General features: G+C 70.0%; 24 protein-coding genes. 11 read left to right on the plus strand and 13 right to left on the minus strand.

The genetic code is table 11. The features are described 5' to 3' along the window. The first annotated feature begins 57 nt into the window (after positions 1–57). Positions 58–2,538 carry an ATP-dependent DNA ligase gene (locus tag ACSQ18_RS08415; protein WP_436036728.1) on the plus strand — a complete coding sequence of 827 codons (2,481 nt, stop codon included), beginning with the start codon at positions 58–60 and terminating at the stop codon, positions 2,536–2,538. A gap of 18 nt (positions 2,539–2,556) precedes the next feature. Here ACSQ18_RS08415 and ACSQ18_RS08420 read toward each other — a convergent pair whose 3' ends face one another. The 4 genes from ACSQ18_RS08420 to murI all read right to left on the minus strand — a co-directional run bounded on the left by ACSQ18_RS08420 (position 2,557) and on the right by murI (position 5,703). After that, on the minus strand, positions 2,557–3,468 hold the full coding sequence (locus tag ACSQ18_RS08420; protein WP_436036729.1) for a cation diffusion facilitator family transporter: 912 nt from the start codon (positions 3,466–3,468) through the stop codon (positions 2,557–2,559). Positions 3,469–3,533: 65 nt separating this feature from the next. Further along, positions 3,534–4,130 (minus strand): RdgB/HAM1 family non-canonical purine NTP pyrophosphatase, encoded by a 597-nt coding sequence (gene rdgB, locus ACSQ18_RS08425; RefSeq protein ID WP_436036730.1) that lies wholly within the window; start codon positions 4,128–4,130, stop codon positions 3,534–3,536. Beyond that, positions 4,130–4,879 (minus strand): ribonuclease PH, encoded by a 750-nt coding sequence (rph, locus tag ACSQ18_RS08430; protein ID WP_436036731.1) that lies wholly within the window; start codon positions 4,877–4,879, stop codon positions 4,130–4,132. The genes rdgB and rph overlap by 1 nt, the downstream gene beginning before the upstream one ends. Then, positions 4,876–5,703 (minus strand): glutamate racemase, encoded by an 828-nt coding sequence (gene murI / locus ACSQ18_RS08435; RefSeq protein ID WP_436036732.1) that lies wholly within the window; start codon positions 5,701–5,703, stop codon positions 4,876–4,878. The genes rph and murI overlap by 4 nt, the downstream gene beginning before the upstream one ends. A gap of 62 nt (positions 5,704–5,765) precedes the next feature. On the opposite strand from murI, the gene ACSQ18_RS08440 reads away from it, so the two are divergent. Beyond that, positions 5,766–7,109 (plus strand): nicotinate phosphoribosyltransferase, encoded by a 1,344-nt coding sequence (locus tag ACSQ18_RS08440; RefSeq protein ID WP_436036734.1) that lies wholly within the window; start codon positions 5,766–5,768, stop codon positions 7,107–7,109. Positions 7,110–7,117: 8 nt separating this feature from the next. Here ACSQ18_RS08440 and ACSQ18_RS08445 read toward each other — a convergent pair whose 3' ends face one another. From ACSQ18_RS08445 to ACSQ18_RS08455, 3 genes are read right to left on the minus strand one after another with little or no spacing between them, the layout of a single operon-like run. Next, on the minus strand, positions 7,118–7,384 hold the full coding sequence (locus ACSQ18_RS08445; protein WP_144808107.1) for a DUF3039 domain-containing protein: 267 nt from the start codon (positions 7,382–7,384) through the stop codon (positions 7,118–7,120). A 55-nt stretch (positions 7,385–7,439) separates the two neighbouring features. Then, complete coding sequence (locus ACSQ18_RS08450) at positions 7,440–8,996, minus strand: hypothetical protein (RefSeq protein WP_436036735.1); 1,557 nt, start codon at positions 8,994–8,996, stop codon at positions 7,440–7,442. After that, positions 8,972–10,597: an ABC transporter ATP-binding protein gene (locus ACSQ18_RS08455; protein ID WP_436036736.1), complete on the minus strand. Its 1,626-nt coding sequence runs from the start codon at positions 10,595–10,597 to the stop codon at positions 8,972–8,974. Before ACSQ18_RS08455 ends, ACSQ18_RS08450 begins: the two co-directional genes overlap by 25 nt. A gap of 205 nt (positions 10,598–10,802) precedes the next feature. Between ACSQ18_RS08455 and ACSQ18_RS08460 the strand changes: the two genes are divergently transcribed. The 4 genes from ACSQ18_RS08460 (at position 10,803) to ACSQ18_RS08475 (ending at position 13,253) form a co-directional block, all read left to right on the plus strand. Further along, positions 10,803–11,495 carry an NTP transferase domain-containing protein gene (locus ACSQ18_RS08460; protein ID WP_436036737.1) on the plus strand — a complete coding sequence of 231 codons (693 nt, stop codon included), beginning with the start codon at positions 10,803–10,805 and terminating at the stop codon, positions 11,493–11,495. 75 nt (positions 11,496–11,570) lie between these two features. Then, on the plus strand, positions 11,571–12,536 hold the full coding sequence (locus ACSQ18_RS08465; protein WP_436036738.1) for a hypothetical protein: 966 nt from the start codon (positions 11,571–11,573) through the stop codon (positions 12,534–12,536). A 119-nt stretch (positions 12,537–12,655) separates the two neighbouring features. Beyond that, a complete protein-coding gene (locus tag ACSQ18_RS08470) occupies positions 12,656–12,940 on the plus strand; it encodes a hypothetical protein (protein ID WP_436036739.1) in 285 nt (94 codons plus the stop codon). Positions 12,941–12,998: 58 nt separating this feature from the next. Further along, positions 12,999–13,253: a hypothetical protein gene (locus ACSQ18_RS08475; RefSeq protein ID WP_436036740.1), complete on the plus strand. Its 255-nt coding sequence runs from the start codon at positions 12,999–13,001 to the stop codon at positions 13,251–13,253. A gap of 25 nt (positions 13,254–13,278) precedes the next feature. On the opposite strand, the gene ACSQ18_RS08480 is transcribed toward ACSQ18_RS08475, so the two are convergent. Beyond that, complete coding sequence (locus ACSQ18_RS08480) at positions 13,279–13,587, minus strand: helix-turn-helix domain-containing protein (protein ID WP_301040273.1); 309 nt, start codon at positions 13,585–13,587, stop codon at positions 13,279–13,281. A gap of 125 nt (positions 13,588–13,712) precedes the next feature. Between ACSQ18_RS08480 and ACSQ18_RS08485 the strand changes: the two genes are divergently transcribed. Genes ACSQ18_RS08485 through ACSQ18_RS08500 form a run of 4 tightly spaced genes read left to right on the plus strand, consistent with a single transcriptional unit; the run spans position 13,713 to position 19,807 of the window. Further along, positions 13,713–15,056, plus strand: a complete 1,344-nt coding sequence (locus ACSQ18_RS08485; RefSeq protein ID WP_436036741.1) for a maltokinase N-terminal cap-like domain-containing protein — start codon at positions 13,713–13,715, stop codon at positions 15,054–15,056. 14 nt (positions 15,057–15,070) lie between these two features. Further along, on the plus strand, positions 15,071–16,210 hold the full coding sequence (locus ACSQ18_RS08490; protein WP_436036742.1) for an acyltransferase family protein: 1,140 nt from the start codon (positions 15,071–15,073) through the stop codon (positions 16,208–16,210). Positions 16,211–16,238: 28 nt separating this feature from the next. Next, complete coding sequence (locus tag ACSQ18_RS08495) at positions 16,239–18,725, plus strand: CDP-glycerol glycerophosphotransferase family protein (protein ID WP_436036744.1); 2,487 nt, start codon at positions 16,239–16,241, stop codon at positions 18,723–18,725. Beyond that, positions 18,722–19,807, plus strand: a complete 1,086-nt coding sequence (locus ACSQ18_RS08500; RefSeq protein ID WP_436036745.1) for a glycosyltransferase — start codon at positions 18,722–18,724, stop codon at positions 19,805–19,807. The genes ACSQ18_RS08495 and ACSQ18_RS08500 overlap by 4 nt, the downstream gene beginning before the upstream one ends. Positions 19,808–19,902: 95 nt before the next feature. Here the strand turns inward: ACSQ18_RS08500 and ACSQ18_RS08505 are convergent, their stop codons facing one another. From ACSQ18_RS08505 to ACSQ18_RS08515, 3 genes are all read right to left on the minus strand, one after another. Beyond that, positions 19,903–21,384 carry a CDP-glycerol glycerophosphotransferase family protein gene (locus tag ACSQ18_RS08505; RefSeq protein ID WP_436036746.1) on the minus strand — a complete coding sequence of 494 codons (1,482 nt, stop codon included), beginning with the start codon at positions 21,382–21,384 and terminating at the stop codon, positions 19,903–19,905. Then, positions 21,381–22,640 carry a CDP-glycerol glycerophosphotransferase family protein gene (locus ACSQ18_RS08510; protein ID WP_436036747.1) on the minus strand — a complete coding sequence of 420 codons (1,260 nt, stop codon included), beginning with the start codon at positions 22,638–22,640 and terminating at the stop codon, positions 21,381–21,383. Before ACSQ18_RS08510 ends, ACSQ18_RS08505 begins: the two co-directional genes overlap by 4 nt. Before the next feature lie 70 nt (positions 22,641–22,710). After that, positions 22,711–24,249 carry a trypsin-like peptidase domain-containing protein gene (locus ACSQ18_RS08515; protein ID WP_436036748.1) on the minus strand — a complete coding sequence of 513 codons (1,539 nt, stop codon included), beginning with the start codon at positions 24,247–24,249 and terminating at the stop codon, positions 22,711–22,713. 99 nt (positions 24,250–24,348) lie between these two features. Here ACSQ18_RS08515 and ACSQ18_RS08520 point away from each other — a divergent pair, with 99 nt between their 5' ends. Continuing rightward, positions 24,349–25,563, plus strand: a complete 1,215-nt coding sequence (locus ACSQ18_RS08520) for an aminotransferase class I/II-fold pyridoxal phosphate-dependent enzyme (RefSeq protein ID WP_436036749.1) — start codon at positions 24,349–24,351, stop codon at positions 25,561–25,563. A gap of 6 nt (positions 25,564–25,569) precedes the next feature. On the opposite strand, the gene ACSQ18_RS08525 is transcribed toward ACSQ18_RS08520, so the two are convergent. Next, the gene (locus tag ACSQ18_RS08525) at positions 25,570–26,406 is read right to left on the minus strand and encodes a carbon-nitrogen hydrolase family protein (RefSeq protein WP_436036751.1); all 837 of its coding nucleotides are present in this window, start codon (positions 26,404–26,406) and stop codon (positions 25,570–25,572) included. Further along, positions 26,403–26,933 (minus strand): DUF6328 family protein, encoded by a 531-nt coding sequence (locus tag ACSQ18_RS08530; protein WP_436036752.1) that lies wholly within the window; start codon positions 26,931–26,933, stop codon positions 26,403–26,405. Before ACSQ18_RS08530 ends, ACSQ18_RS08525 begins: the two co-directional genes overlap by 4 nt. Positions 26,934–26,992: the final 59 nt, after the last annotated feature.

Here is a 26,992-nt window from a genome sequence, read left to right on the forward strand (position 1 = left end):
CCCAGTACACACCGCCTCCCGCCCCGCATGCCAGGGGTTGCCGATTAGCCTTGCGCCATGGCATCCGGAGCGCAGACGGTCGAGATCGGCGGAAGGCGCCTGCGCGTCAGCAATCTCGACAAGGTGCTGTACCCGGCCACCGGGACAACCAAGGGCGAGGTGATCGACTATTACGCCCGCATAGCTCCGCTCCTCCTGCCGGTTCTCGCGGGCCGGCCGGTCACCCGGAAACGTTGGCCGGAGGGCGTGGACCAGCCGCCGTTCTTCGCCAAGGCGCTCGAGCAGGGTGCGCCGTCGTGGCTTCCGCGGCTGCCCATCGAACACTCCTCGGGGGCGAAGGACTATCCCCTCGTCACCGAGACTGCCGCCCTCGTCTACCTGGCGCAGGTCGCGAGCCTCGAGCTGCACACGCCGCAGTGGCGGTTCGGGAAGAACGGAGAGCGACAGGCACCGGATCGCCTCGTGCTCGATCTCGATCCCGGCCCCGGGGTGGGGCTGGCCGAATGCGCCGAGGTCGCACGCTGGTGCCGCACGATCCTCAGAGACCTCGGCCTCGATCCCGTTCCCGTCACGAGCGGCAGCAAGGGCATCCACCTCTATGCGGCACTGGAGGGCGATCGCACCAGCGACGAGATCTCCGCCTTCGCGAAGGAGCTCGCCCGCGCACTCGAAGCCGATCATCCCGACCTCGTTGTCAGCCAGATGAGCAAGAGCGCGCGGCCGGGGAAGGTGTTCCTGGACTGGAGCCAGAACAACGGGTCGAAGACGACCATCGCGCCCTACTCGCTGCGCGGACGCGAGGAGCCGACGGTCGCGGCGCCCCGGTCGTGGGAGGAACTCGACGACCCGGAGCTTCGTCACCTCCTCTTCGACGCGGTGCTCGCCCGGGCCGATGCGGTGCTGCACGGTGCCGACGACCCACTGCAGCCCCTGAACGTCGCAGCACCGGCCGGGAAGACACCCTCGGTCGCCGCTGCAGCGCTCGCGCCCTACCTCGCGAAGCGGTCCGCCGATCGCACTCCCGAGCCGATGCCCACCGACCTCCCCGCGTCGACGCCGACATCGCCCGGGGCCGAACGGGATGCCGTCAGCGACGCGCCGCGCTTCGTGATCCAAGAGCATCACGCGTCCCGGCTCCACTACGACCTCCGGCTCGAACGCGACGGCGTGCTCGTCAGCTGGGCGGTGCCCCGGGGTGTGCCGGCGACCCCCGCCACCAACCACCTGGCGGTGATGACCGAGCCCCACCCCCTGGAGTACCTCGCCTTCCACGGCGAGATCCCCCGCGGAGAGTACGGCGCGGGCACGATGACGGTGTGGGACACCGGCACCTACGACCTCGAGAAGTGGCGCGACGACGAAGTGATCTTCACCCTCTCGGGCGCAGCCGACGGGCCGCTCGGCCGGGTGAGGCTCGCGCTCATCCGCACCTCCGGCGATGGGGAGAAGTCGCAGTGGCTGCTCCACCGCATGAAGACGGACACCGCCCACACCCCCGCTTCTCCCCCGCGTCCCCGGCGTGCGGTCGCCCGTCCCCTCGAGACGGGGCCCGCCACCTCCGCGTCGCCCGTCTCCCCCATGCTGGCCACGCTCGCGACGCCCGCTCAGGCGACGCAGGCGGCCGACCGATGGGCTCGGGGCGGTGAGAGCGCCTGGGCCGAGTTCAAATGGGACGGTATCCGGGCCCTCGGCACATGGGACGGACACCGCCTGCGACTGCACGCGCGCAGCGGCACCGACATCACCGACCGCTACCCAGAACTCACCGCGGGCGACGCCGGTCTCGGCAGCGAACCGTGCGTCGTCGACGGGGAGATCGTCGCGCTCGACGCGGCAGGAAGACCCAGCTTCAGCCGCCTGCAGAACCGCATGCACCTGACCAACGCCGCCGAGATCCAGCGGGAGACGGTGCGCACGCCGATCGCCTACTTCCTCTTCGACCTCCTCGGACACGGCGGAATGGATGCCACCCGCCTCCCGCTCCGCAACCGCCGCGCGCTTCTCGAAGACGCGGCCGCCGACGCCGTCGATACGATCGTCGTGCCGCCCGTCGTGCCCGACGTCGAGGCAGCCCTCGCGACCGCGCGCGAACTCTCACTCGAGGGCATCGTGGTGAAGGACCCGCGCTCGCCCTACCGACCCGGAGCGCGCAGCGAGCAGTGGTTCAAGGTCAAACTCACCCTCACGCAGGACGTGATCATCGGCGGCATCCGTCCCGGCAAGGGCGGGCGTGCGGGGCGAATCGGGTCGCTGCTCCTCGGCATCCCGAGTTCCCAAGGCCTCCAGTACGTCGGCCGGGTGGGCTCCGGCTTCAGCGACGCCACGATCGACCGGCTGGAGCGGCTGCTCGACCCGCTGCGCACCGACGAGGACCCGTTCGTCGGCGTGCCGGCCGCCGACGCCTCCGACGCCGAATGGGTGCGTCCCACCGTGGTCGCGGAGGTGGAGTTCGCCGAGTTCACCCCGTCCGGCACTCTCCGCCACGCGCGCTGGCGAGGCCTCCGACCCGACATCGACCCCGCCGACGTCGCGCGCTGAGGCTCGTACCCCCGGCCGTCAGTGCGCCTCGTGCTCGACGTGCCCCGCGGGTTCCACCTGGAACGTAGAGTGCTCCACGTCGAAGTGCTCCGACAGGCACGACTGGAGGCTCGACAGCAGCGCCGCTGCACGACCGTCGGCGAGGACGTCGGGATCGACCACCACGTGCGCCGTGAAGACGGGGGCGCCGCGCGTCAACTGCCACACGTGGACGTCGTGCACCTCCACCACACCCGGCTTGCTCAGCAGATGCGTGCGGATCTCGGCTACCTGGGTGCCCGCGGGCGCCGACTCCGCCAGCACCGACACCACCTCTCTGAGGAGCGAGACGGCGCGCGGCACGATCATCGCCGCGATGAGGAGAGAGGCGATCGCATCCGCTGTCACCCATCCGGTCGTCACAATGACGATGGCCGCGACGATGACCGCGACCGACCCCAGCAGATCGCCGAGCACTTCCAAGTAGGCGCCGCGCACATTGATGCTGCGCTTCTGCGCGCTCGACAGGAGCCACAGGGCCACGGCGTTCGCGACGAGACCGACGATGGCGACCACCAGCATGACTCCGCCCGCGACCTCACCTCCCTCGGGCGCGATCAGCCGCCGGACACCCTCGACGGCGATCACCGTCGCGAGCACGACGAGCACGATCCCGTTCACGAGCGCCCCGAAGACCTCCGCTCGCTGGTAGCCGTACGTACGGCGATCGTTGGCCGGACGAGCTGCCACGACGCTCGCGACCAAAGCGATCACGAGGCCCGTGGCATCCGTCAGCATGTGGGCGGAGTCAGCCAGGAGCGCCAGCGACCCCGACAGCACGGCACCGACCACCTGCACGACGAAGACGACGCCCGTGAGGCCGAGCGAGATCGCGAGCAGACGGCGGTTGCTCGCCGCTCGGATGCCGGGGCCGTGCGCGTGATCGTGCATACGACGAGGCTACGACCGGCGAGGTGCCCGGATGCCCTTTCCGCCGCAGTCGGGAATGAGAACGGTTATAGGTCGCGCAGCAGCGGCGCCAGCGCGCGGAAGGCCCGCGCCCGGTGTGACTGCGCGTTCTTCTCCGCCGCCGTCAGTTCGCCCGCGGTGCGCTCCGCGCCGCTCTGACCATCGGGGATGAAGATCGGGTCGTAGCCGAATCCGCCGGCACCCCTCGCCTGCGTCGCGAGCCGCCCCGGCCACAGGCCCTCGACGACGTGCTCACCCCCGCCCGGCACGACCAGCGCGATCACAGAGGTGAAGTGCGCCGTGCGCCGCGGGTCGGCGATGTCGGACAGCTGATCGAGCAGCAGGTCGAGATTCGCCGCGGCATCTTTGCGGTGACCCGCCCAATACGCGGAGAACGCACCGGGCGCGCCACCGAGGGCGTCGACGCAGATCCCCGAGTCATCCGCCAGAGCCGGCAGCCCCGTATGCGCCGCAGCGGCGCGCGCCTTGATCAGAGCGTTCTCGGCGAAGGTCACGCCGTCCTCGACAGGCTCCGGACCGTCGTAGCCCACGACCTCGAGATCGGGGCGGGTCGCCGCGACGATGTGACCGAACTCCTCGACCTTGTGGGGGTTGTGGGTCGCGAGGACGACGCGGGATGCCATCAGGCCTCCGCCGCCTCGTCGGCCAGCGCGGCCGCCTGCTGCTCCCGGAGCGACGCGCACCCGGCGACTCCGAGCTCGAGAAGCGTGTCGAGCTCGGCCTTGTCGAAGGGCGCCCCTTCAGCGGTTCCCTGAACCTCCACGAAGAGGCCACGACCGGTGACGACGACGTTCATGTCGGTCTCGGCGCGGACATCCTCGACGTACGCGAGGTCGAGCATCGGCTCGCCATCGATGATGCCGACGGAGATCGCCGACACCGAATCGAGCAGCACCTCGGCCTTCTTCGCGACGAGGCCCTTCCGCCGGCCCCACTCGATCGCATCGGCCAGCGCCACGTAGGCGCCCGTGATCGCCGCCGTGCGCGTGCCTCCGTCGGCCTGCAGCACATCGCAGTCGATGACGATCGTATTCTCGCCCAGGGCCTTCGTATCGACGACGGCGCGCAGGGCCCTGCCGATCAGGCGCGAGATCTCATGGGTACGACCGCCGACCTTGCCCTTGATCGATTCGCGGTCGTTGCGCGAGTTCGTCGCGCGGGGAAGCATGGCGTACTCGGCCGTGACCCATCCCTTGCCCTTGCCGGTGAGCCATCGCGGCACGCCGCCGGTGAACGACGCCGTGCACAGCACCTTCGTTCCCCCGAACGAGATCAGCGCGGAGCCCTCTGCATGCGCGCTCCACCCTCGCTCGATTACCACCTGTCGAAGCTGATCGATGGTGCGGCCGTCGGCGCGGACGATGTCGGTCATGGGGTTCCCTTCGGAAGGTCGATTGCTCCGGTCTGCACGAGGCGGACGCTGGCCACGCCGCGCCCCATCAGCCGGTGGGCGAGGCTCAGGAATTCGTCGGCGGAGTCGCCGGTGGCTTCGTAGACGTGGGTCGCCACGGCATCCGGACCCGCGAGGAGGTCGCGGGAGACCAGCTGCCGGTACACGTCCTTCGCGGTCTCGGTGTCGCTGGAGACGAGCGACACGTCCGATCCCATGACGTAGCTGATCGCGCCTTCGAGGAACGGATAGTGCGTGCACCCGAGCACCAGGGTGTCGACTCCCGCGTGCCGCAGCGGAGCCAGGTAGTCCTCGGCGACGGCGAGCACGTCGGCACTGTCGGTGACCCCGGCCTCGACGAACTCGACGAACCGAGGGCACGCCTGCGCGAACACGCTCAGGCGCTCGTTGACGCCCAGCATGTCCTGGTACACGCCCGATCCGATCGTCCCGGCAGTGCCGATGACGCCCACCCGGCCGTTCCTGGTCGTAGACATGGCGGTGCGGACAGCAGGTCCGATCACCTCGACGACCGGCACGTCGTAGCGCTCCCGCGCATCGCGCAGCATGGCCGCGGATGCCGTGTTGCACGCGATCACGAGCATCTTCACGCCCTGGTCCACCAGGGTGTCGAGCACCTCGAGCGCGTACCGGCGCACGTCCGCGATCGGCTGCGGACCATACGGGGAGTGGGCCGTGTCGCCGATGTACAGCAGCGACTCGCGCGGCAACAGCTGCGATACCGCTCGCGCGACGGTGAGGCCGCCGACCCCTGAATCGAAGATCCCGATCGGCGCGTCATTCACGATCACCCAGCCTACCCGCCCTCCCGTCCCGCACCGTCGGCCGCCGTCGATAGAGTGACGGCATGAGCGCCGCGCCGAGCTCCCCCGCGAGCACCGCCCTCCTCACCGATCGCTACGAACTCACGATGCTCGACGCCGCCCTGCGCGACGGCACGGCCGACCGCCCGTGCGTCTTCGAACTCTTTGCACGCCGGCTCCCCGGCGCGCGCAGGTTCGGGGTCGTCGCCGGCACCGGACGCCTCCTCGAAGCAGTGGGTCGCTTCCGCTTCGGCGACGACGAACTGCGCTATCTCCGCGACGAACGCATCGTGGGTCCGGAGACCCTGCGCTTCCTCGAGGGCTTCCGCTTCCGGGGGACGATCACGGGATACGCCGAAGGTGAGCTCTACTTCCCCGGCTCCCCGGTGCTCACCGTGGAGTCGACCTTCGCCGAAGCGGTGGTCCTGGAGACGCTCGCGCTCAGCATCCTCAATCACGACTCCGCGGTCGCCAACGCTGCCGCGCGGATGAGCATCGCCGCGGGCGACCGCCCCCTCGCAGAGATGGGATCGCGGCGAGCGGGGGAACGATCCGCGGTGGCTGCGGCCCGTGCGGCGTACATCACCGGTTTCGGCGCCACCAGCAACCTCGAAGCCGGACGGCGCTGGGGCATCCCCACGATGGGGACGGCGGCCCATTCATGGACCTTGCTGCACGACAGCGAGGAAGCAGCGTTCCGCAGCCAGATCGAAGCGCACGGTACCGACACGACGCTCCTCATCGACACCTACGACATCCGCGAGGGCGTGGCTACGGCGGTACGCGTGGCCGGCACCGGCCTGGGTGGCGTGCGCATCGATTCGGGCGACCTCCCCACCGTCGCCGCAGAAGTGCGCGCACAGCTCGATGAGCTCGGCGCCACCGCCACGCGGATCACCGTCACGAGCGACCTCGACGAGTTCGCGATCGCGGCGCTCGCGGCATCCCCCGTCGACGCCTACGGTGTCGGCACCTCGGTCGTCACCGGCTCCGGCTCTCCCACCGCGGGCATGGTCTACAAACTGGTCGCCCGACAAGGCGGTGACGGATCGTGGGTCTCCGTGGCGAAGACGTCGACCGACAAGGGCTCTCGCGGTGGAAGGAAGGCGGCGTTCCGCGAGTTGGAGCGCGGCAAGGCGACCACAGAGCTCATCACGGTGTCCGACGGCTTCGAACCGCTGGGCAACGCCGCCGAACACCCTGACGCGCGCCCTCTCCAGGTCACGCTGATGCAGAGCGGCGAAGCCGACGCGGCGTATCTCGGCGCCGCGGGCGTTCACGCAGCTCGCGAGCACCACTCCCGGGTGCGCGAGGAGCTCCCGGTGCGCGCCCTGGCCCTCAGCCGGTCCGACCCCGCGCTGCCGACGGTCTTCCGCGAGGTGGACTGAGGGCGGGCTCAGCCGATGAGCGACTCGTAGATCTCTTTGCAGGTGGGGCACACGGGGAACTTGTCCGGGTCCCGGCCAGGGGTCCACTTCTTGCCGCAGAGTGCGCGCACCGGCTTGCCGGTCAGGGCCGACTCGAGGATCTTCTCCTTCTTGACGTAATGGGAGAAGCGCTCGTGGTCACCGGGTTCGATGCTCTCTTCCCGGATGAGCTCCTCGAGCTCGCGATCGAGGGTGGCAAGGCCTCCCTGGTCGGGACTGTCCAGTGGCGTGCTCATGGAGAGCGAGTCTAGCCGCGGACGCCTCTCCAGGGACGGCCGAGAGCGATACCCGTCATGCGGACTCGGCGAACTCCATGAGGCGGCCGCCGCGCCGATCGAAGAACCAGCCGCCGAGGAGCACCCCGACGAGCAGCGTGAGGACGCCGACTCCGATACCGCCCCAGAACGCGAGCCACGCGAAAGAATCCTGGTCGGTCAGCGCGAGCCACGCCCACCACAGCGGTGGAGCACTGAGCGCAACCGCCCCGAGCAGCACCACAGCCTGCGACAAGGCTCCCCCCGTCCGTTGCGGTTGCTGGAAGGGACCGTCGCCCGGCCGCGAGGCCGGGTACGGTGCGAGCACCGACGACAGCGACGACAGGCCGAGGCCTGCGAGGAAGAGGCTCGCACACACGCCCACCATCGCCGGCAGGATCGCCCACCGCCCGTGCAAGCCGACCGTGACAGGCACCGCGACAGCCAGCAGCGGAACCGCGATGAGCGTGACCGGCACGAGGCGGCCGAGGCGATCGGCCGCGCCGCGCACGGCTGCCGCCACGTGCATCCACAGAGCGGTGGAGTCGTAGGCGAGGTCGTTGTGGGCCACCCAGCCGAGGAAGAGCGCGATGAGCGGCGCCGGGAGGAGCACCGCCACGGACAGCGGAACCCCCACGACGAGGAGCGGCACCATGGTGAGCACGGCCGACACGGGCACGATGACGAAGTTGACGATGTAGCGCGGATCGCGCAGCCAATAGATGAGGCTGCGGGCCGCGATCGCTCCCGCAGGCGTGCCCGGAGTGATCGCGAACCAGCCGAGTCCGCGCTGGGCGCGTGTGCTGAGCGGACGCTCCGTCGTCGACAGCAGCCATCGAACCAGCCCCCACCACGCGGCGGCGAGCCCGAGCACGGTGAGGAGCGCCATCGCCAGTACCGGCCCGGCTGCCCCCGCGTGCGCCCGCCAAGGCAACGCCCACGCCGCGCCCCAGGGCGTGAGCGCCAGGATGTCGACGGCTTCGACCAGTTGGGTGGGGATGTCTCCCTCCCACTCGAGAGACGCGAGGAAGACGACCACCGGCAGCACGACGACGAGGACGGCGAGAAGGAACAGTCCGGTGAGCTCGCGGGAACGCCGATGGCGCAGCACGCGGCCCGCGACGGCCGCCGAGACCTTCCCGAAGAGCGCGCACGTGAGCACGCCGAGGACGGCGGCCAGGACGCCGATCACCGGAGGGATGCCGTGTCCGCTCCACAGGCCCACCATCGCGGCCGCAACGACCGAGAGGGAGAGAACGGGGGCGCTGACGATGCTGGCCAGCAGCACCGAACCCGCCAAGGGCGCCGGAGCGACCCCGAAGACGGCGAACCGCCGGGGATCGAGCGGGTCGTCGGGGCCTCCGATGAGGGGCGTGACGAAGAACCCGATGGTGACGGCGGCCCCGCCGATGATCGCCACGACCTCGGCGACGTCTTCGGGGGCGGAACGAAGGCGGAGCACACCCCACACCACGGCGCCCAAGGCGACGAGGAGGGCGACGAGCATCCCGACGGTCTTCGCGATGTGACGCGAGTCACCCCGGAAGGCACCGAGCAGGAGATCGAGCCTCAGCCGGAGAACGTGTGCAGCCACTCGAGGCCCTCCACGTCGCTCAGACCACCGGCGAGCTCGACGAACCGCTGTTCGAGAGTCAGCTCGCCGCGCACCGCGTCGACCGTTCCTTCGGCGAGCACCTGCCCGGCGACGATCACCGCGACGCCCGAGCACACGCGCTCTACGAGGTCCATGCCGTGGGAGGAGAGCAGCACGGTACCGCCGTGGGAGACGTACGCGGTGAGGATGTCGAGGATGACGGCGCTGGACACGGGGTCGACGGCCTCGAACGGCTCGTCGAGCACGAGAACCCGAGGAGAGTGGATCATCGCTCCGGCGAGCATGACCTTCTTCGTCATTCCCGCGGAGTAGTCGGCGACGGTGCGGCCGAGCGCGTCCGTGAGATCGAAGGCTCGTGCCAGGTCGGCCACCCGACTCTCCACGACGGCGGGCGCCAGACCGCGCAGGACGCCGTAGTAGTGGAGCAGCTGGCGTCCCGTCAGCCGGTCGAACGTGCGAAGCCGATCGGGGAGGATGCCCATCATCCGCTTCGCCCGCGCGGGCTCGGCTGCGAGGTCCACGCCCGCGATCTCGACCGAACCCCGGTCGGGTCGGAGGAGCCCCGCGATCATGGACAACGTCGTCGTCTTTCCGGCACCGTTGGGCCCGACGATGCCGTAGAACGTCCCTGCGGGGATCGACAGGTCGATGTCGTCGACCGCACGCGTCTCACCGAACGACTTCGCGATGTTTCGCAGGCGCACCGCGGGCGCGTCTCCCCCGCCGTCCGCGACGGGCACGATGACATCTGCATCCGGAGCCGCATCCGCGCCGGCGGATGCCGCCTCCGACGGTGTTGCCGGGTCGATCGCCGCCGTCGTGTGCTCATCGGTCGCGGGCTCAGGGGTCGGGTCGACATCGTCCCGTACCTCGGGTTGGCTCTCCGGCTCGAGTTTGTTCTCCGAGGTGGGTTCGTTCTCCGACTCGGGTTCGCTCTCCGGTTCGGGCTCGCGCTCCGGTTCGGGATCGCGCTCCGGTTCGAGATCGAGGGCCTCCTGCGAGAGAGCGGCGGCGGGATCGGAAACGGCGGCCGCGGACGCTTCCGACTCGCCGGTGATTGCCGGCTCAGTCGCCGGTTCGGCCCCCGCGCTGTCGTGATCTGCGGTATCGGCTGCGGATTCACCGTCGTCCGCCGTGAATCGTGCGGCCGCATCGACCGCCGACACGCGCGGCTTGGGCGGGGTGGGCGGGGCGACAGGAGACGGATCGACCGCGGGAGACGCGTCGACGTCGACCTGGGAAGCGGGCCGCGCCTTCGTCGACTTCGCCGTGCCCGCCTGCCGGGAGGTTCCACCGGCCGGACGCTTCGCGCTTTTCGAGCCGGCGGCCGCCTTGGCGGCTTTCGGCGCGGCTTTCGTGGCCTTCGGTTCGGCCTTCGTGCCTTTCGCCGCTGTTCCCTTCGCCGTGGCCGCGCGCGACGACGTCGGGGATGACGCGCGAGGAGCCCGAGGAGTCCGCGGCTTCGCCGGAGCGGGCGCCGCGACCTCGTCAGAGGGGGTCTTCGGAACCGGTGGAGTGGCCGAAGAAGCATCCGCGATCTCGAACGGATCTTCCTGCGACGGCGGGAGAGAGGCTGTCACCCAACCAACCTAGCAAGTCCGCCGGACCCCACCCACGGACCCGACGCGCGACGCCACACTCCGCCTCACGGAGGGATGGATATCACGAAAGAGCAACGAGCCGGGCATATTCTGCGGGTTCTCAGGCGACTTCGATAGCATCGGACGCGGCACGAAGGCGTGTCTCCTTGTCGAATAGACAGTGAACACCTTCAGGAGCATCATCGTGACTCTTCAGATCGTCATCCTCGCAGCCGGTATGGGCTCGCGCCTGGGCCGCAGCCTGCCCAAGCCGCTGACCGAGCTCTCCGACGGTCGCACGATCATGCAGCAGCAGCACGACAACATCCGTGCCGCCTTCGGGTCCGACGCGCGCATCACCACGGTGGTCGGCTACCGGGCCGAGACCATCGTCGACGCCTTCCCCGAAGCCGACTACGTCTACAACGACCGCTACGACCAGACCAACACGTCCAAGAGCCTGCTGCGCGCACTCCGCGCGACGGGCAAGGGCGGGGTGCTGTGGATGAACGGTGACGTCGTCTTCGACCCGCGCGTGCTGGGTCGTGCCATCGCACTCGTGGAGCGCGGCCAGTCGTTCGTCGCCGTCAACACCGCCAAGGTGAGCGACGAAGAGGTCAAGTACACCGTCACGCCCGAGGGGCACATCGATGAGCTGTCCAAGACCGTCGTGGGAGGCGTCGGCGAAGCCGTCGGCATCAACTTCATCTCCGCCGCGGATAAGCGCACGCTGATCGCACACCTGTCCCAGGTCGACGACCAGGACTACTTCGAGCGGGGCATCGAGAAGGCGATCGCCGAGAACGGACTTCGCGTCGAGCCCCTCGACATCTCCGACCTCTACGCCGTCGAGATCGACTTCGCCGAAGACCTCGAGCGCGCCAATCAGTTCGTCTGACGCGGGCTCGCGGGCCTGACGACGCGCCGCCGTCCTCAGGGCCCGCCCAGCGAGGGCTCTTAGGATCGACCCGACATGGCCGAGGTCCACCGCATCCACTCCCTGCCCGACGACGCGCCCTGGGACGGCGGGATGCCCCCCGAGGGCTCCCCCGAGCACCCGCGGGTCGTGCGCATGCTCGACCGCGTGCTGGCCGTGCAGCGCCCCGCCGTCATCGCGCATCTCCGCAGCATCCGCCTGCGCCACCCCGACGCCGACGCCGGGCAGATAGCGCGAATGCTCGAGCGTCGTTATCTGGCCGCAGTGACGACGGGAGGCGCCGCTGTCGGTGCCACCGCGGTCGTGCCAGGCATCGGCACCGGAATGACGCTCGCGCTCAGCGGCGCCGAGACCGTCGTGTTTCTCGAGGCGACGGCGCTCTTCGCGCAGTCCATGGCCGAACTGCACGGCATCCGCGTCGATGACCCCGACCGCGCGCGAGCGCTCGTCCTCACGCTCATGCTCGGCTCCGAAGGCGTCGATCTCGTCTCGCAGTGGGCGCGACAGGCATCGGGGCGTGGCGGCTCCCGTGACAAGTACTGGGGCGAACTCGTGACGAAGTCGCTCCCGCGAGCGGCCATGGGTCCGCTCGTCGATCGCCTCAAGACCGCCTTCGTCCGGCAGTTCGCCGCCAAGGGAGGGGCATCGATCCTCGGGAAGGCGCTGCCGTTCGGCATCGGCGCGGCCGTCGGAGGCACCGGCAATCACCTGCTCGGACGCCGGGTGATCGTCCATGCGCGACGCGCCTTCGGCATCCCGCCCACGACATACCCTGCCGCGTTGGAGCCGCAGCCGGGCGCAGAGCGGATGGAGCACTCGATGATCCGCGCCGCCCGCCATGCCGGCGGCAGAGTGGCAGGTGCGGGACGCGCCATGTCGGATGCCGTCGTGCGCGCCGCCACTCCGCGGCGCGCGACACCGTCCTCGCGAAAAGGCGTCACGTCCGCCGACCACGCAGTCGATTCCGCCGCGGCCGAGAGCGACGACCGGCACGAAGAATGACGCGTCGCACCCCTCGCGTCTCCTCCCCAACGAGGTGAGTCGCGGTGTTCTCCCCAGCGCCCCACGGGGAGCCCTGAGAGGAGACCCCGGACGTCGGACTCGGTTTCTACGGTGGAGGGATGATGCGCACCAGGGAACCCGATGTGTCCACGGCCTACCCCGTCCCGTGGCGGGTCGAGCGCGTGAGCGACAGCCATCCGCTCGTCGTGAACTCCGGCTCCGAGCCCGCCGAAGCCGTGCGCGTCTTCCGATCGGATGGCAGTACTGCGCACTGGGGCAGCCTCGCACCGGGCGAGACGCTCGACGTATGCCTGTGCGATGCGGATCTCGACACCGTGATCGTCACCCTGTGCTGGTTCCGGCGTTCCACCGGAGTGGAGTACGCATGGCGCTTCGTGATGTGACCCGATGGATCCTGCCGCTGCGATGGCACGACGCGGCGGCTCGGCGCACAATGGAGGAATGGGACTGTTCCAGCAACGACCGGAGGAACCGAGCGAGTGGGCGGGCCTCCCCGCAGAACCGTGGGAGCCGCGCGGACCCGCCGACCTCCTCGAGGAGCCTGGCGGTGTGGCCGCCTCCGTGACGGAGATCCCGCTGTTCGGCGACATCCCCTCCCGTACGACGATCGCCTATGCCGCTGCGCCCGACGGCACGACGGAATCGTGGATGCAGCCCCAGGGAGCCCCTGAAAACGGCTCAGACGACGCGGATTGAGCGTGCGTCGTGCGAGACGTCCGGTTCAGCCGACCGACTCGCGACGTCGAAGCTCACGACGGAAGTCGGCCTCGGAGTAGGGAGTGAGGTCGGGCGGCAGATCGTCCGCCCCGAGTCCCGCGACGAACTCCTCGGCTTTGACGTCGAGCGCCGTCGCCAGCTGGATGAGCACATACAGCGTCGGGTTGCCCTGACCGTTCTCTATCCGCGCGAGGTGGGAGACGTCGAGGTCGGCGCGCTCGGCGAGCGTCTTGCGGCTGATCGTCTGCTCATCGCGGAGAGACCGCACGAGGCGTCCGACGTGTGCGGATGCGCGGGAGCGTGCTTCAGCCATGCATCCAGCCTCCGGGCATCGCGCTCTTTGTCAGGCGGGTTTCATGCATGGGCTTTGATGCGTAGGATTCGCCGTCCCCCGCGCGCTGCTCGACAGCATCGCGACCACGGCAATACGCTCGCGTCATGGACAGCACGCTGGCGTGCCTCGCCGAATGGATGCCGCGCCAGCGCTGGTACTCCTCGAAGGGCCGCTCCCCCCTCCTGCGTCTTCTCACGACGCTCGAGTGGCCGTCTGACGACCCCTCTGCTCGCGTGCGCACGCTCATCGTCGCCGACGAGGGCGCCGCGGTCACGGTGGTCTATCAGGTGCCCCTTGTGCTGCGAACCCTGCCGCCGTCCGATGCGGCATCGATCATCGCTACGACGGACGACGGCATCGTCCTGATCGACGGCCCTCGAGACCGCGCCTACACCGACGCACTGTGGATAGAGCTCCACACGGCGCTCGGTGACTCGGCCTCGACCGCCGACATGACCGCGCCTGCCCCGCGCGCCCGCTTGCTCACGGGCGAGCAGTCGAACACCTCCGTCATCTTCGAACCCGAAGGCGCCCCTCCGGTCATCTGCAAGGTGTTCCGTCAGCTGCATCCGGGGATCAACCCCGACATCGAGCTCCAGACGGCGCTGGCCGACGCCGGCTCCCGGCACGTGCCGCGCTCCCGGGGATCGGTGGCCGCAACGTGGGCATCACCGGACGGGTCGGGACCCACGGAGGGTTCGCTCGCTTTCGCACAGGAGTTTCTTCCCGACGTGTCGGATGCGTGGCGGGTGGCGCGGCATGCCGCGGAATCGGGCGAGTCGTTCGCTGCATCCGCACATGCTCTCGGTGCCGCCACGGCGGACGTGCACCTGAGCCTTGCCCGCGTGCTGCCGACCGCCGCTGCTGACCCCCAAGCGAGGGAAGCGATCGGTGCCGCATGGCGCCGTCGCCTGGATATCGCCACTTCCGAGGTGCCTGCTCTGACCCGCCACCGCGAGTCGATCGCCGCGGTGTATGCGCGCGCCTCTGACGCTGTGTGGGAGCCACTGCAGCGCATCCACGGCGACTACCACCTCGGCCAAGTGCTGCACGCGAAGGGCAGGGGGTGGATCCTGCTGGACTTCGAAGGAGAGCCGATGCGCCCGATGACCGAACGCCGTCGCCCGGATTCGCCGCTTCGCGACATCGCCGGCATGCTGCGGTCGTTCGACTACGTCGCCGGCTCGCTGAGCATGGCGCGAGGGACACCGCCCCCGAGCCACGCTTGGGCGGAGGAAGCGCGACGGGCCTTCCTCAGCGGATATCACGCACGCAGTGGCCTCCCCGCCACGGGCCCCCTGCTCGACGCTTTCGAACTGGACAAGGCCGTGTACGAGGCGATCTATGAAAGCCGCAATCGACCGGAGTGGCTGGACATCCCACTCGCGGCGATCGACCGACTCGTGGCGCGCGGGGCGACGGTGTCCCCCTCCGCGACCTCCGAATAGATACCCTGGAGAGGATGTCCAGTCCCACGCCTCGGGTCGCCGGCCGCATCGCGAGCCTCGACGGCCTCCGCGGGCTCGCTGCGACCATCGTCCTCCTCCACCACTGGCTCCTCATCGCGCGGCCGCTGCTGGAGGGGAGCCTGAGCTGGGCGATCATCTCGCAGTCCCCCGTCAAGCTCCTCACCGCCGGCAACGAGGCGGTGCTGGTCTTCTTCGTCCTGTCAGGCCTGGTCGTGGTCCTGCCCGTGTTCCGACCCGGCTTCTCGTGGATGGGTTTCCTCTCCGCGCGCATCGTCCGGTTGTACGGGCCAGTGATCGCCGCCCTCGCCCTGAGCGTCGCACTCATCTACCTGGTGCCACGTGACCGCTCCACGATGCCTGAGGGCTCGTGGATGGCGGAGACCCACGCCACGGAGGTGACGTGGCAGAGCTTCCTCTTCCAGGCATCCCTCGTGCCGCGTCAGTATCCCCTCAACAACCCGCTGTGGTCGCTCCACTGGGAGCTCCTGTATTCCATCCTGCTCCCCTTTGCCACCGCTCTCGCCCTGTTGGTGCGCCGGTGGGCACTGACCGCGGTGATCGTGTGCTGTGCCATCAGCCTCGTAGGGCGCGTGTTCGAGCAGAGCGAGCTCCTGTACTTCCCGATCTTCCTGATCGGCACCATCATGGCGGCCCGGATGCCCGACCTGCTCGCGTGGGTCGAGCGCCCACGCGCGCGCTGGTTCATGCCGACGTTCGCCGCGGCGAGCGTCGTCATGCTGATTGCGAGCTGGCTCGCGCGACCGATCGCTCCGAGCGGGAGCGAACTGAGCCACGTGCTGTGGGCGCTGGCGGCGCCGGGAGCGGCAGGCATCGTCGTCGTGAGCCTGGCGTGGGCGCCGGCGATCCGCTTCCTCGAAACGCGGCCTCTGCAGTGGCTGGGGAAGATCTCCTTCAGCCTCTACCTCGTGCACGTCCCCGTGCTCGCAACGCTCGCATTCGCCCTCGGTTCCGACCAGTGGCCCCTGATCGGCATCATCGGGATCCCGCTGAGCCTCCTGGTCGCCTGGGCGTTCTATCAGGCGGTCGAAGCTAGAATCCATCAGGCCGCGCGCCGCGTGCACCGCGCCGTCGCCGCTCGCGCGAACCGTCGCGCCGGCGAAGTCGCGCCCTGACCGTTCGCAACGAGAGCCTCCCACCGTCATGCCCATCCGTCTGCCCGCAGCCGCCCGCACAGCGCTCCGACGCGCGGGCCGTATTCTCGCCGCCGAGCAGATCGCGCTCTCTCGCCTGCGCCCTATCCAACCCCGCACCGTTCTCTACGAGTCGTTCGCGGGAAACGGTGCGCTGTGCAACCCGGAGGCGATCTTCCGAGCCCTCCTCGCCGATCCCGATTTCGCGGACCTTCAGCACGTGTGGGCGCTGAGCGAACCGCACGCCATCTCCGCTCTGCGCCGCGAGTTCCGAGGAGTTCGCAACGTGCGGATCGTGCGGCGCGGTGGTGCCGCCTATTGGCGCGCCCTCTCCACCGCCGGCTACCTCGTGAACAACGCGACCTTCCCACCCGCGTTCGGCAAGCGGAGCGGACAGGTCTACCTCAACACGTGGCACGGCACGCCGCTGAAACTCATGGGGTTCGATATGCCCGGCGGCGCGATCGAGTCCGCCAACACTCTCCGCAACCTGCTCGCCGCCGACTACCTCCTCGCGGCGAACCCCTTCATGACCGAGGTCATGTACGAAGGCGCGTACCAGTTGCGCAACGTCTATCGGGGTTCCATCGTCGAGGAGGGCTATCCCCGCATCGATCGGCAGCGCATGACGGATGCCGAAGCGAGCCTCGTACGGGCCGAACTCGCCCGAAGCATGCGGATGCCGCTCGCAGACCGTCGACTGGTCGTGTTCGCGCCGACCTGGAGAGGGTCCTCGTTCCAGTCCCCCGACGCCGATCTGGCGCACCTCGCGGATCAGGCCGAGCGACTGCAGAGTGAACTCGGCGACGACGCGATCGTGCTCGTGAAGACGCACCAGGTCGTGCACGAGCTGGCACGCCGCATCCCGTCACTGCAGCGGCTGCTCCTCCCTCAGACGCTGCCGACGAACGTTCTGCTGGGCGTAGCCGACGCCCTCGTGACCGACTACTCCTCGATCTTCTTCGACTACCTCGCCACCGGGCGACCCATCGGCTTCCTCGTCCCGGACGGCGACGCGTACGCGGCCGAACGCGGCACCTACCTTCCGCTGGATGAGCTTCCGGGTCCGGTGCACACAGATCCCGCGGCATTGGGCTCCGCCCTGGCATCCCTCATGGCACCCGATGCCGCGCGTCACCCGCGCTACGACGAGTGGGCCGAGCGTTTCACCCCCTACGAAGACGGCGGGGCCACCGCGCGCGTCATAGACGTCGTGTTCCGGGGGCGTACGGAGGGCCGTCGGGTGCGCACGGCCACGCGCGACGGCCGCACGCGCCTGCTCTTCTACCTCGGTGGCATCCGGATGAACGGGATCACGACCTCGGCGGTCAACCTGCTGAACTCGCTCGACCCCGAACGCTACGACGTGACGGCGCTCATGGCCCTGCCGCGCGGGGAGACGACCCGTCGAAACCAGCAACGGTTGCATCCCGGCATCCGCCAGGTGTTCCGCATCGGCGGCATGAACGGCCTGAAGGTCCGCCAGCTCGCACGGCGCGTCGCCGACGTCAGCACCGATCCGCTGCGGGCACACCGCCGCCTTGGGCACCGCACGCTGTGGCACGACGAGTGGACGCGCATCTTCGGTTCGGCGAAGTTCGACTGGGTGGCCGACTTCAGTGGCTACAGCCCGTTCTGGGCGCACCTCATGCTCCACTCCCCGCGCGCCGTGCGCGCCATCTGGCTGCACAACGAGATGGCGGCGGACCGGGAGCGCACCGTGGGCGGACGGCAGCCGTTCCGGCACTCCCTGGGTCGCGTGTTCGCGATGTACCGTGCCTACGACCAGCTCGTGTCGGTGTCACCCGCTCTCACGGCACTCAATCGCGATGAGCTCGCGGCGTACGCTCCGGCCGATCGCTTCCGCACGCTGCGCAACCTTCCCGACGCCGTCGGGGCCCCCTCGCCGGCTCCGCGTCAGTCCGACGATTCGGAGCACGGCCTCGTTGAGGGCTGGCGCACGGCCCTCGCGGAGCCGGATCGTCGGCGCTTCGTGACGGTCGGGCGCCTGTCGACGGAGAAGAACCACGCGCGCCTCATCCGCTCCTTCGCGCGCGTGCACGCCGATGCGCCGCACACACAGCTGTTCATCGTCGGCGGAGGCCCGCTCGCCGGGATGCTTCGCGAGCAAGTGGAGCAGTCGGGGCTGGATGCCGCGGTGTTCCTCACCGGACCACAGGACGACCCGCTGTCGATCATGCGCCGCAGCGACTGCTTCGTCCTGTCGAGCGACTACGAAGGCCAGCCGATGGTGCTGATCGAAGCAGCCCAGCTCGGCCTCCCCATCGTCTCGACGGCTTTCGGGTCTGCGGAGGGCGCCCTCCCTGGCGACGCCATGCACATCGTGCCGCGTGACGACGATGCTCTGGCGTCGGGAATGCGCGCGTTCCTCGACGGCGACGTCCCTCCCACGAGCCTCGACGTCGCTGAGTACACGGCGGAGGTGCTGGCCCAGTTCGACACACTGATGCCGGATCCGGGATCATCGACGGCATGACCCGCGACGCCGCCGTCCCTCCCGCCGGAGCCGGCGTCACTTTCGTCATGCCTGTGCTGAACGAGCGGAACTATCTGGAGCGAGCCGTTCGCACGGTCCTCGCTCAGGAGGTCGACGGCCCGAGTGAGCTCGTCCTCGCGCTCGGTCCGTCTACCGATGGAACGAGCCGCCTCGCGGAGGAGCTGGCGGCACAGGACTCCCGCATCCGCCTCGTCCACAACCCCGCCGCCGACATCCCCATCGGCCTCAACCTCGCGATCGCGGCCGGCAGCTTCCCCACGATCGTGCGCGTCGACGCGCACTCCGAGCTCGCTCCCGGGTACACCCGACGAGCCCTCGACACGCTCGCCGAGAGGCGCGCGGCCAACGTGGGGGGCGTCATGCGCGCGGAAGGTCGAACCGCCTTCCAGCGCGCCGTGGCCTGGGCCTACAACTCGCCCATCGGGCTCGGCGGAGGCGCGTACCACGGTGGCCACACGGCGGGCGAGGCCGAGTCCGCGTATCTGGGAGTCGTGCGGCGCAGCGTGTTGGAGGAGGTCGGCGGCTTCGACGAGTCGATCCGTCGGGGCGAGGACTGGGAGCTGAACCTCCGCATCCGCAGGGCCGGTTACCGGGTGTGGTTCGATCCGAGCCTGTCCGTGACGTACTGGCCGCGAGAGAGCTGGCTGAGACTCGTCCGACAGTTCCACGCGACCGGCATCTGGCGAGGCGAGCTCGTGCGCCGCTACGGACGTCGCAACTCCGTGCGGTTCTTCGCGCCCCCGGCGCTCGCGCTCGCCCTCGTCGTGTCGCTCGTCGTCGGCATCCTCCAGGCGATCGGCGCGCTTCGAGGCCCCGTCGCCGCCTGGGCATGGCTGGTCCACATCCCCGTGGCGGCCTACGCAGCGCTACTCGTGGTCGTGGCCGGTCTTCCTTCATCGAGCGGGATGCCGCGCCGCACGCTGCGAGAACGCCTCTGGAGCCTCGCGGTGATCCCCTCCATGCACGTCGCGTGGGGCACGGGCTTTCTCCGCGGCGTGGCTCGCGGTGCGCGTGACACCGTCGACACGTCGCGTCTGCACCGCAACACACCCCTGCCCTGACAACGGTCACGTCCTGGGCGGTGTGTCGCTCATCCGTAGGGATCGAACATCTTCACCGGCGGCCGCACCGACGCGTGTGGCGACAGAGGGCAAGGTCAGCGCGTCAAATAGCCCTGATCCAGAAGCCGCGCGACGACACGCTCGGCGGCGTGTCCGTCGTCGCGTGCATTGAAGCGCTCACGCCACGACGCGTAGCGGTCACGGTAAAGCTGCTCGACGCCGTCGTCGAGGATCGCGGCCTCGAGCTGCTCCTGCGTCGCTGTGAGCGGCCCGGGCGCGTGACGCTCGAGGTCGAAGTAGAAGCCGCGCAACTCGCCCCGGTAATGATCGAGGTCGGGGGCGAAGAAGTAGATCGGCTTGCCCGTGACCGTGAAGTCGAACATGACCGAGGAGTAGTCCGTCACGAGCATGTCGGCGACCAGCAGCAGCCGGGAGACATCGGGATACGAGGTGACGTCGATGACGCGCGGTCGGGTTCGCTCACCGGCATCCCGAGCACCTCCGTCACGGCTCGCCGCGTCCTGCCCGGCGGAGAGGGTGCGAGAGTGGCCGCGCACGAGCACGACCGTGCCCGTGACCGCGGCGAGACGCTGGAGGTCGAGGAAGTCGACGACCTGATCTCTGTCGTCACGCCACGTCGGAGCGTAGAGGAGGACGCGCTCCTGCGAACCGAGCCCCAGCTGATCGCGGACGGCGGCGCCGTCACCCGTGACGAGCACGTCGTTGCGGGGGTATCCCTCGACCCAGACGGGGCGACGGCGGAACGCATACGCCCCCCGGAGGATCCCGGCGGCGTACGGGTTCTGGGCGAGGAGCACGTTCCACCGCCGCGCCTCGCGCAGCACCGCCACCGCACGTCGAAGATGGAACCCGGGTCGGTGGAGCGCCAGACGCTTGAGCGGCGTCCCATGCCACGTCTGGAGGACCACCTGACCGGGGCGGCGAACGAAACGACGCCGCAACCAGTCGTTGACCACGAGCAGTCGCGCGGCCCCTCGCGCACGCCACCATTCCGGACTGCCCTCCACGACGGGTGTCGCACCCTCGGGAACGGCGACGGAGAGATCGGCGACGCTCCAGTAGCGCACCAGCCCCGGCAGGATGCGGGTGAGCTCTCGATCGATGGCGAGCGGGTTGCAGCTCGCATTGCGCCCGTAGAAGCTCTCGAAGAACACAGCCTCCTCGAGCCCCAGCGGACGCGTGGCGTACCGGCGCTCCAGCGCGTCCTGGCCCTCGCCCGAGTCATAGGCCGGGTCGATCGGCGGCCCGATCTCGACGTGGCCGTCGTGCAGCGAGGCGCGCAGCTGTCCGAGCTGTGCAAGCGGGAGGTCGACGTCGACGGGGAGCGGTGCGCCGTCTTCGGCGGTCACCTGGAGGACGTACCTGCCGGCGGGCAGCGGCAACGGGTCGCTGCCCCAACGTGCGGCCCGCAACGGCACGACGGCGCGCCACGTCTTGCCACGACCGGTCACGACCCCCGATACGGTCGCTCGGGGTCCTCGCAGTTCCACGGCAGGTCTGGCACCCGTGCCGTGAAGTTCCAGCACCGGTCCATCGGCGAATCGAGCGCGAATCATGTCGTCGTTCCTCTCCGGCCACGACGTGTGCGGCCCCGCGCGTCCTGCAGCGCGCGGATGCGACGATGCACGCGTTCGGTGTTGCCGCCGTCCCGATGGGCGTGGACCGCCCGGTCGAGAGCAACGGCGCGCGCGAGGCGACGCTCGTGCTCGTCGGCGTCGGAGAGGACCTGCTCCAGCTGCGCGACGGCCTCGCTCCAGGTGGGCGCCTCGGAGTCGTGCGTCACGTCGGCGTAGCGGCCGTAGAACCCCCGCTCCCTCGCGTAGGCGACGGCGTCAGGGGCGAGGAAGACCACCGGCAGCGGCACGAGGGAGGCATCGAAGATGAGCGACGAGTAGTCGGTCAGCAGAAGGCTCATCGCCGGGAGGAGCGGAGTCACGTCGGCGACGAGATCGCTTCCGAGCAGCCTCACGCGCTCCCCCAGGCCCCGCGTGTAGTCCCCCGCGCCGAGCGGATGCGACCGGACGAGCAGCACGGCGTCGGTCGCCTCCAGCGCCCCGTGGATGCGCACCCAGTCGGCCTCCGTGGGGACTGCGGGATCGGGCGCGCCGTCACGCCAGGTGGGTGCATAGAGCACGAGACGCCGATCCCCGACGTCACCGACGGCGGCGACGACCGCCGCCCGCGCCCGTGCAGATCGATCCTCGCCCGTCCCCTGTGACAGCACGTCGACTCGGGGTTCTCCCGTCACCGGCACCCGCTCATCGGACAGCGCGAAGGCGGATTCGAGGCGTCCGCGGACGACGTGCGACGCGGCGGGCAGCAGAGCGATGCGTCGCTGCGTCGCGCGATACAGCGCGGCGATCAGCGGCCGGAGAAGGGGAAACGGGGCGCGAACGGTGGCGGGAGAGTCCAGTCCGATCCGCTTGAGCGGGATGCCGTGCCAGAGCTGCACGAGCAGTCCCCCACCCGTCGCATAGCGGTTGACGTCGCCGAACCCGTGGGTGACCACGATGACCTCGGCGCGTGCCGTGCGCCAGAAGCCGCGCAGCGACCCTTTGCGGACGGTGGGGATGCCGCGCGCGGCGGCCTCGGCATCCTGTCGCTCGTCGGCGGTCAGCCACACCGCGCGCGCTCCCTCGCGGGTCGCGACCTGCCAGAGCGCGAGCGCACCGTCAGCGACGCCCACCGCACAGCCGAACACCCAGGCGTCGTGCGCGCGGGGAACGATCGCTGTCACGAGGCGTCCGATCGCGTAGAGCGGGATACGCGCCAACTGGGCGGCGTTTCCCGCAGGGAAAGAGAAGGACGCCACCCCGCGAGCCTATCGCGGGGTGGCGTCCTGTCTTCCGTGGCGGCGCCCGGTCGCAGGGGCGTCGGGCGGGTTACTGCGTGAGGGCGCCGAGGGTCACCTCGACGGATGCCGTCTGGCCGTCACGCTGGTAGACGACCGTGGCCTTCGCGCCCGCCGCCAGCGCGCGGACCTGGGCGGTGAGGTCGGTCGCATCGGTGATGGGGAGGCCGTTGAACGAGGTCACCACGTCACCGGCCTTGAGCCCCGCCTCTGCGGCGGCCCCGCCCTGCGTCACTTCGCTGATGTAGGCGCCCGCGACGGTCGCATCCTCCTGGGAGGCGGCGTCGCCGACCATCGCGCCGAGGAGACCGTGGGTCGCCTCGCCCTTGTCGATCAGCTCGTCGGTGATCCGCTTGACGACGTTGGAGGGAATCGAGAAGCCGACGCCGATCGATCCCGACTGGCTCGAGCTCGACCCGCCCGTCGAGGCGATCGCGACGTTGATGCCGATGAGCGCGCCGTCGGAGTCCACGAGGGCTCCACCGGAGTTGCCCGGGTTGATGGCGGCGTCGGTCTGGATGACCGCGATCGAGATGGAGCTGTTGGACGACGACTGCTGCTGCCCCTGCCCGAAGTCGAACTGGAAGGGCGACTCGCCCTCACCCTGCTGCTGGTCCTCGTCCTGCCCCTCGGGTGCAGCCGAGCTGGCGATCTGGATCGAGCGGTTCAGCGCACTCACGATGCCCGTGGTCACGGTGTTGGAGAGGCCGAGCGGCGCTCCCACCGCCACCGTCTGGTCGCCCACGTTGAGCGCCCCCGAGTCGGCGAACTCGATGGGAGTGAGGCCCGACGCGTCCTCCAGCTTGATCACCGCAAGGTCGTAGGTGGGGTCGGTGCCCACGACGGTCGCCTTGTACACCTTGCCGTCGGAGGTCGTGACGGTGATGTCCGCGCTCCCGGTCGCACCGTCGAGGGTGACGACGTGCGTGTTGGTCACGACGTAGCCGTCGCTCGTGAGTACGACACCCGATCCGGTTCCCCCCGACGACGAGGAGGTCGCCGAGATCGTGACGACGCTCGGGAGCACCTTCGCGGCGATCGCCGTGGTCTGGGTCACGGAGTCGGTGTTGTTGACGGTGACGGTGGACGGAGCCGCGGTCACGACGGTCGATCCGGCGGCGCCGAAAAGCGAGGCCCCGGCTGCCGAACCGCCGAGCCCGGCCGCACCGCCGACGAGAGCGGCCGCGACCATGATCGCGACGATCTTCCCGGCACCGACGCGTCCCGACGCCTCCGGCTCCTCCGCGACACCGGTCGAGGTCGAAGCGTGCCCGCCCTGGGCGAAGGCCCCGAGAGGCGCGGTCGGCTGGGTCGGCTGGTGGTGGAACGCCGAACCGTAGGACGGGCCTTGGGGCGCTGCCGTCGGCAGGGGCGGACGAGGCGGCACGACCTGTTCGAACGGAGCAGGCTGCTCAACCGGGGCGGTCTGCCCGACCGGCGCGGGCTGCTCGACCTCGTCGGACGCGGGCGCAGTGACCTCAGGACCGGGCACCGGCGCGCCGGCGACCGACTCGGAGCGCTCCGAGTCAGCGGGAGTCGGGTCGTTCTCGGGGGATGATGTGGTGCTCATGGCGTTTCCTTCTTTCCAAGACGACTTCAGCATGGCCCCGGTTTCTGTGCGTTCCTTATGCCCGCACCCCGATGTCGCTATGCGTGTAGCGTGAGGCCGATGCGACACGTCCCCGGAGCCTGGTCCCGCGCTGCCCGCGGAGCGGGCCTCCTCGGTCCCGACGGCACCGGCATCCCCACCATCTTCGCCGAGATGAGCGCCCTCGCGGTCGAACACGGAGCGATCAACCTCGGTCAGGGGTTCCCCGACGAGGACGGCCCGGCCGTCGTCCTCGAAGCGGCTCGTGCCGCGATCGCCTCCGGAGGCAACCAGTATCCGCCGGGACGCGGGACCCCCGACCTGCGCGCGGCGATCTCCGAGCACCAAGCCCGCTTCTACGGCATCCCCGTGGATCCCGACCGAGAGGTGCTCGTGACCGCCGGGGCCACCGAAGCGCTCGCCGCCACGCTGCTCGCGCTCATCGACGGTCCGGACGACGAGGTCGTGGTCTTCGAGCCCTACTACGACGCGTACGCCGCGTGTGTCGCCCTCGCCGGTGCGCGCCTCGTGACGGTGCCGCTGCGACGGCCCGACTTCCAGCCGGACGCGGACGACCTCCGCCGCGCCGTGACCGATCGCACGCGCGTCATCCTCGTCAACGACCCGCACAACCCCACCGGCGCAGTACTGACCGAAGAGGTCCTGGACGAGGTGGTGCGCCTGGCGGCGCGTCACGACGCGGTCATCGTGACCGACGAGGTCTACGAGCACCTGGTGTTCGGCGCGACCCACGCGCCCATCGCGCGCCGCGAGGAGGCACGGGAGCGCACGCTCACGATCTCGTCCGGAGGGAAGACGTTCTCCACGACGGGCTGGAAGATCGGCTGGGTGACCGGCCCGGCGGAGCTCGTCGACGCGGTGCTCGCGGTGAAGCAGTGGCTCACGTACGTCAACGGCGGACCGTTCCAGCCGGCGATCGCGGTGGGGTTGCACCTGGACGACGGGTTCTTCGCCGGTCTCGCCTCCACGCTCGCCGACAAGCACGAGGTGCTCGCTGCCGGCCTTCGCGCCGCGGGCTTCGATGTAATCCCGCCGCGTGGCGGCTACTTCACGGTCGCGGATGCAGCGGATCTCTGCGATCGACTGGGTGTTGCGGATGCCGACGCCCTCTGCCGTCTGATGCCCGCCCGCGCGGGGGTCGCCGCGATCCCGCTGACCGCGTTCGTCACGCCGGAGCATCGCCAGGACTACGCCACGCTCGTGCGATTCGCGGCGTGCAAGCGGGTCGACGTCATCGAAGAGGCATCGGCGCGGCTCGCCGCCCTCGGCCGCTGACGCCGCTCAGCTGCGCGTCGCGTCGGGGGCCGGTGTTCCCGTGCGCGGTGTGACGGCGAACCGCCGTAGCCGCAGTGCGGGGTTGACGCGGCGCACACGATCGACCGCCTCGGGGTCGAGGTGCGCCACCGCGACATCCCGAGCGGTCCCCACCGCCGCGATCTCGACCCCCTGAGGGTCGACGATCATGGAGGCGCCGACACCGAGAGGCGGCGGATGATCCGCCGCCGCGACGAAGAGGGTGTTCTCGATGGCGCGCGCGTGCAGGAGCGTGCGCCAGTGGTGCTCCTTGAGCGGACCGCGCACCCAGTCCGCCGCCACGAGCACGACCTGAGCGCCCGTGTCGGCGAGCAGTCGCGCCACTTCCGGGAAGCGCACGTCGTAGCAGGTCATCAGGGCGAAGCGGATGCCGTCGACCTCGAACGTCTGGGGCTCGCCGATCTCTCCCGGCTCGACCCAATCCGACTCCCGCTGACCGAAGGCGTCGTAGAGGTGCAGTTTCCGGTAGACGGCCCGCACGCCGGAACCGTCGACGGCGATGACGGCGTTCCGCACCCGCCGTCCGCCCCCGCGCTCGAGGAGACCGGCCACCACCGTGACGCTGTGGCGCTGCGCGAGCTCGCGGAGGGCACCGGCGAACGGGCCGTCGATCTCCTGGGCGTGCTCGACGAGCGAGTCGTCGAACGGATCGAGGAAGTAGCTCGCGTACTCCGGAAACAGGACGACGCGCGCACCCCGCGCTGCGGCGCGTTCGGTGAGCTCGCCGATGGCCGCGAGATTAGCGTCCTCATCGGCCGTCGGAGCGAACTGCGCAACCGCGACGGCGACGGCATCCCGGCTCATCGGCTGGCCGCTTCGATGCGTCGCGAGCGCACGAGGGCGGGCATCACGATCCAGAGGAGGACGATGACGAGGGCCATCACGCCGCCCGTCACCCAGGCGGCGGCGTCACCCACCACGATGTCGAACACGAATGCCACCACACCCACCATCATGGCGGACACCGTCAGCAGCGCGGTCAGCAGCGAGGCATGGCCGTAGGCGACGATGGTCGGCTTGACGCCGCGCCGGAAGAGCAGACGGTGGAGGGCCACAGGCGCGAGCGCGATGATCGCACTGAGAGCCGCGAGAACGACGAGCACGAGGTAGAACGTGCGCTGCCCCGACGACAGGTCGGCGAACGCCGGCTGGAACGCGAGCGCCAGCAGAAAACCCGTCAGGATCTGCGTCCCGGTCTGCAGCACCCGAAGCTCCTGCAGGACCTCGTTCCAGTTGCGGTCCGCACGCTCGTTGGCCGTCTCCTCGCGCCCGTCTCCCGGACGGGCGTCGGGGGGCGGGTCGCCGGCGGGTGAAGCCCCTGTGGATGCCATGCCGCCATCCTCGCTCGCCGCACTCGCCTGAGACAACAGGACACTCGCACGCACCGCTC

The organism is Microbacterium sp. LjRoot45 (assembly GCF_964253325.1).
Taxonomy (GTDB): Bacteria; Actinomycetota; Actinomycetes; order Actinomycetales; family Microbacteriaceae; genus Microbacterium.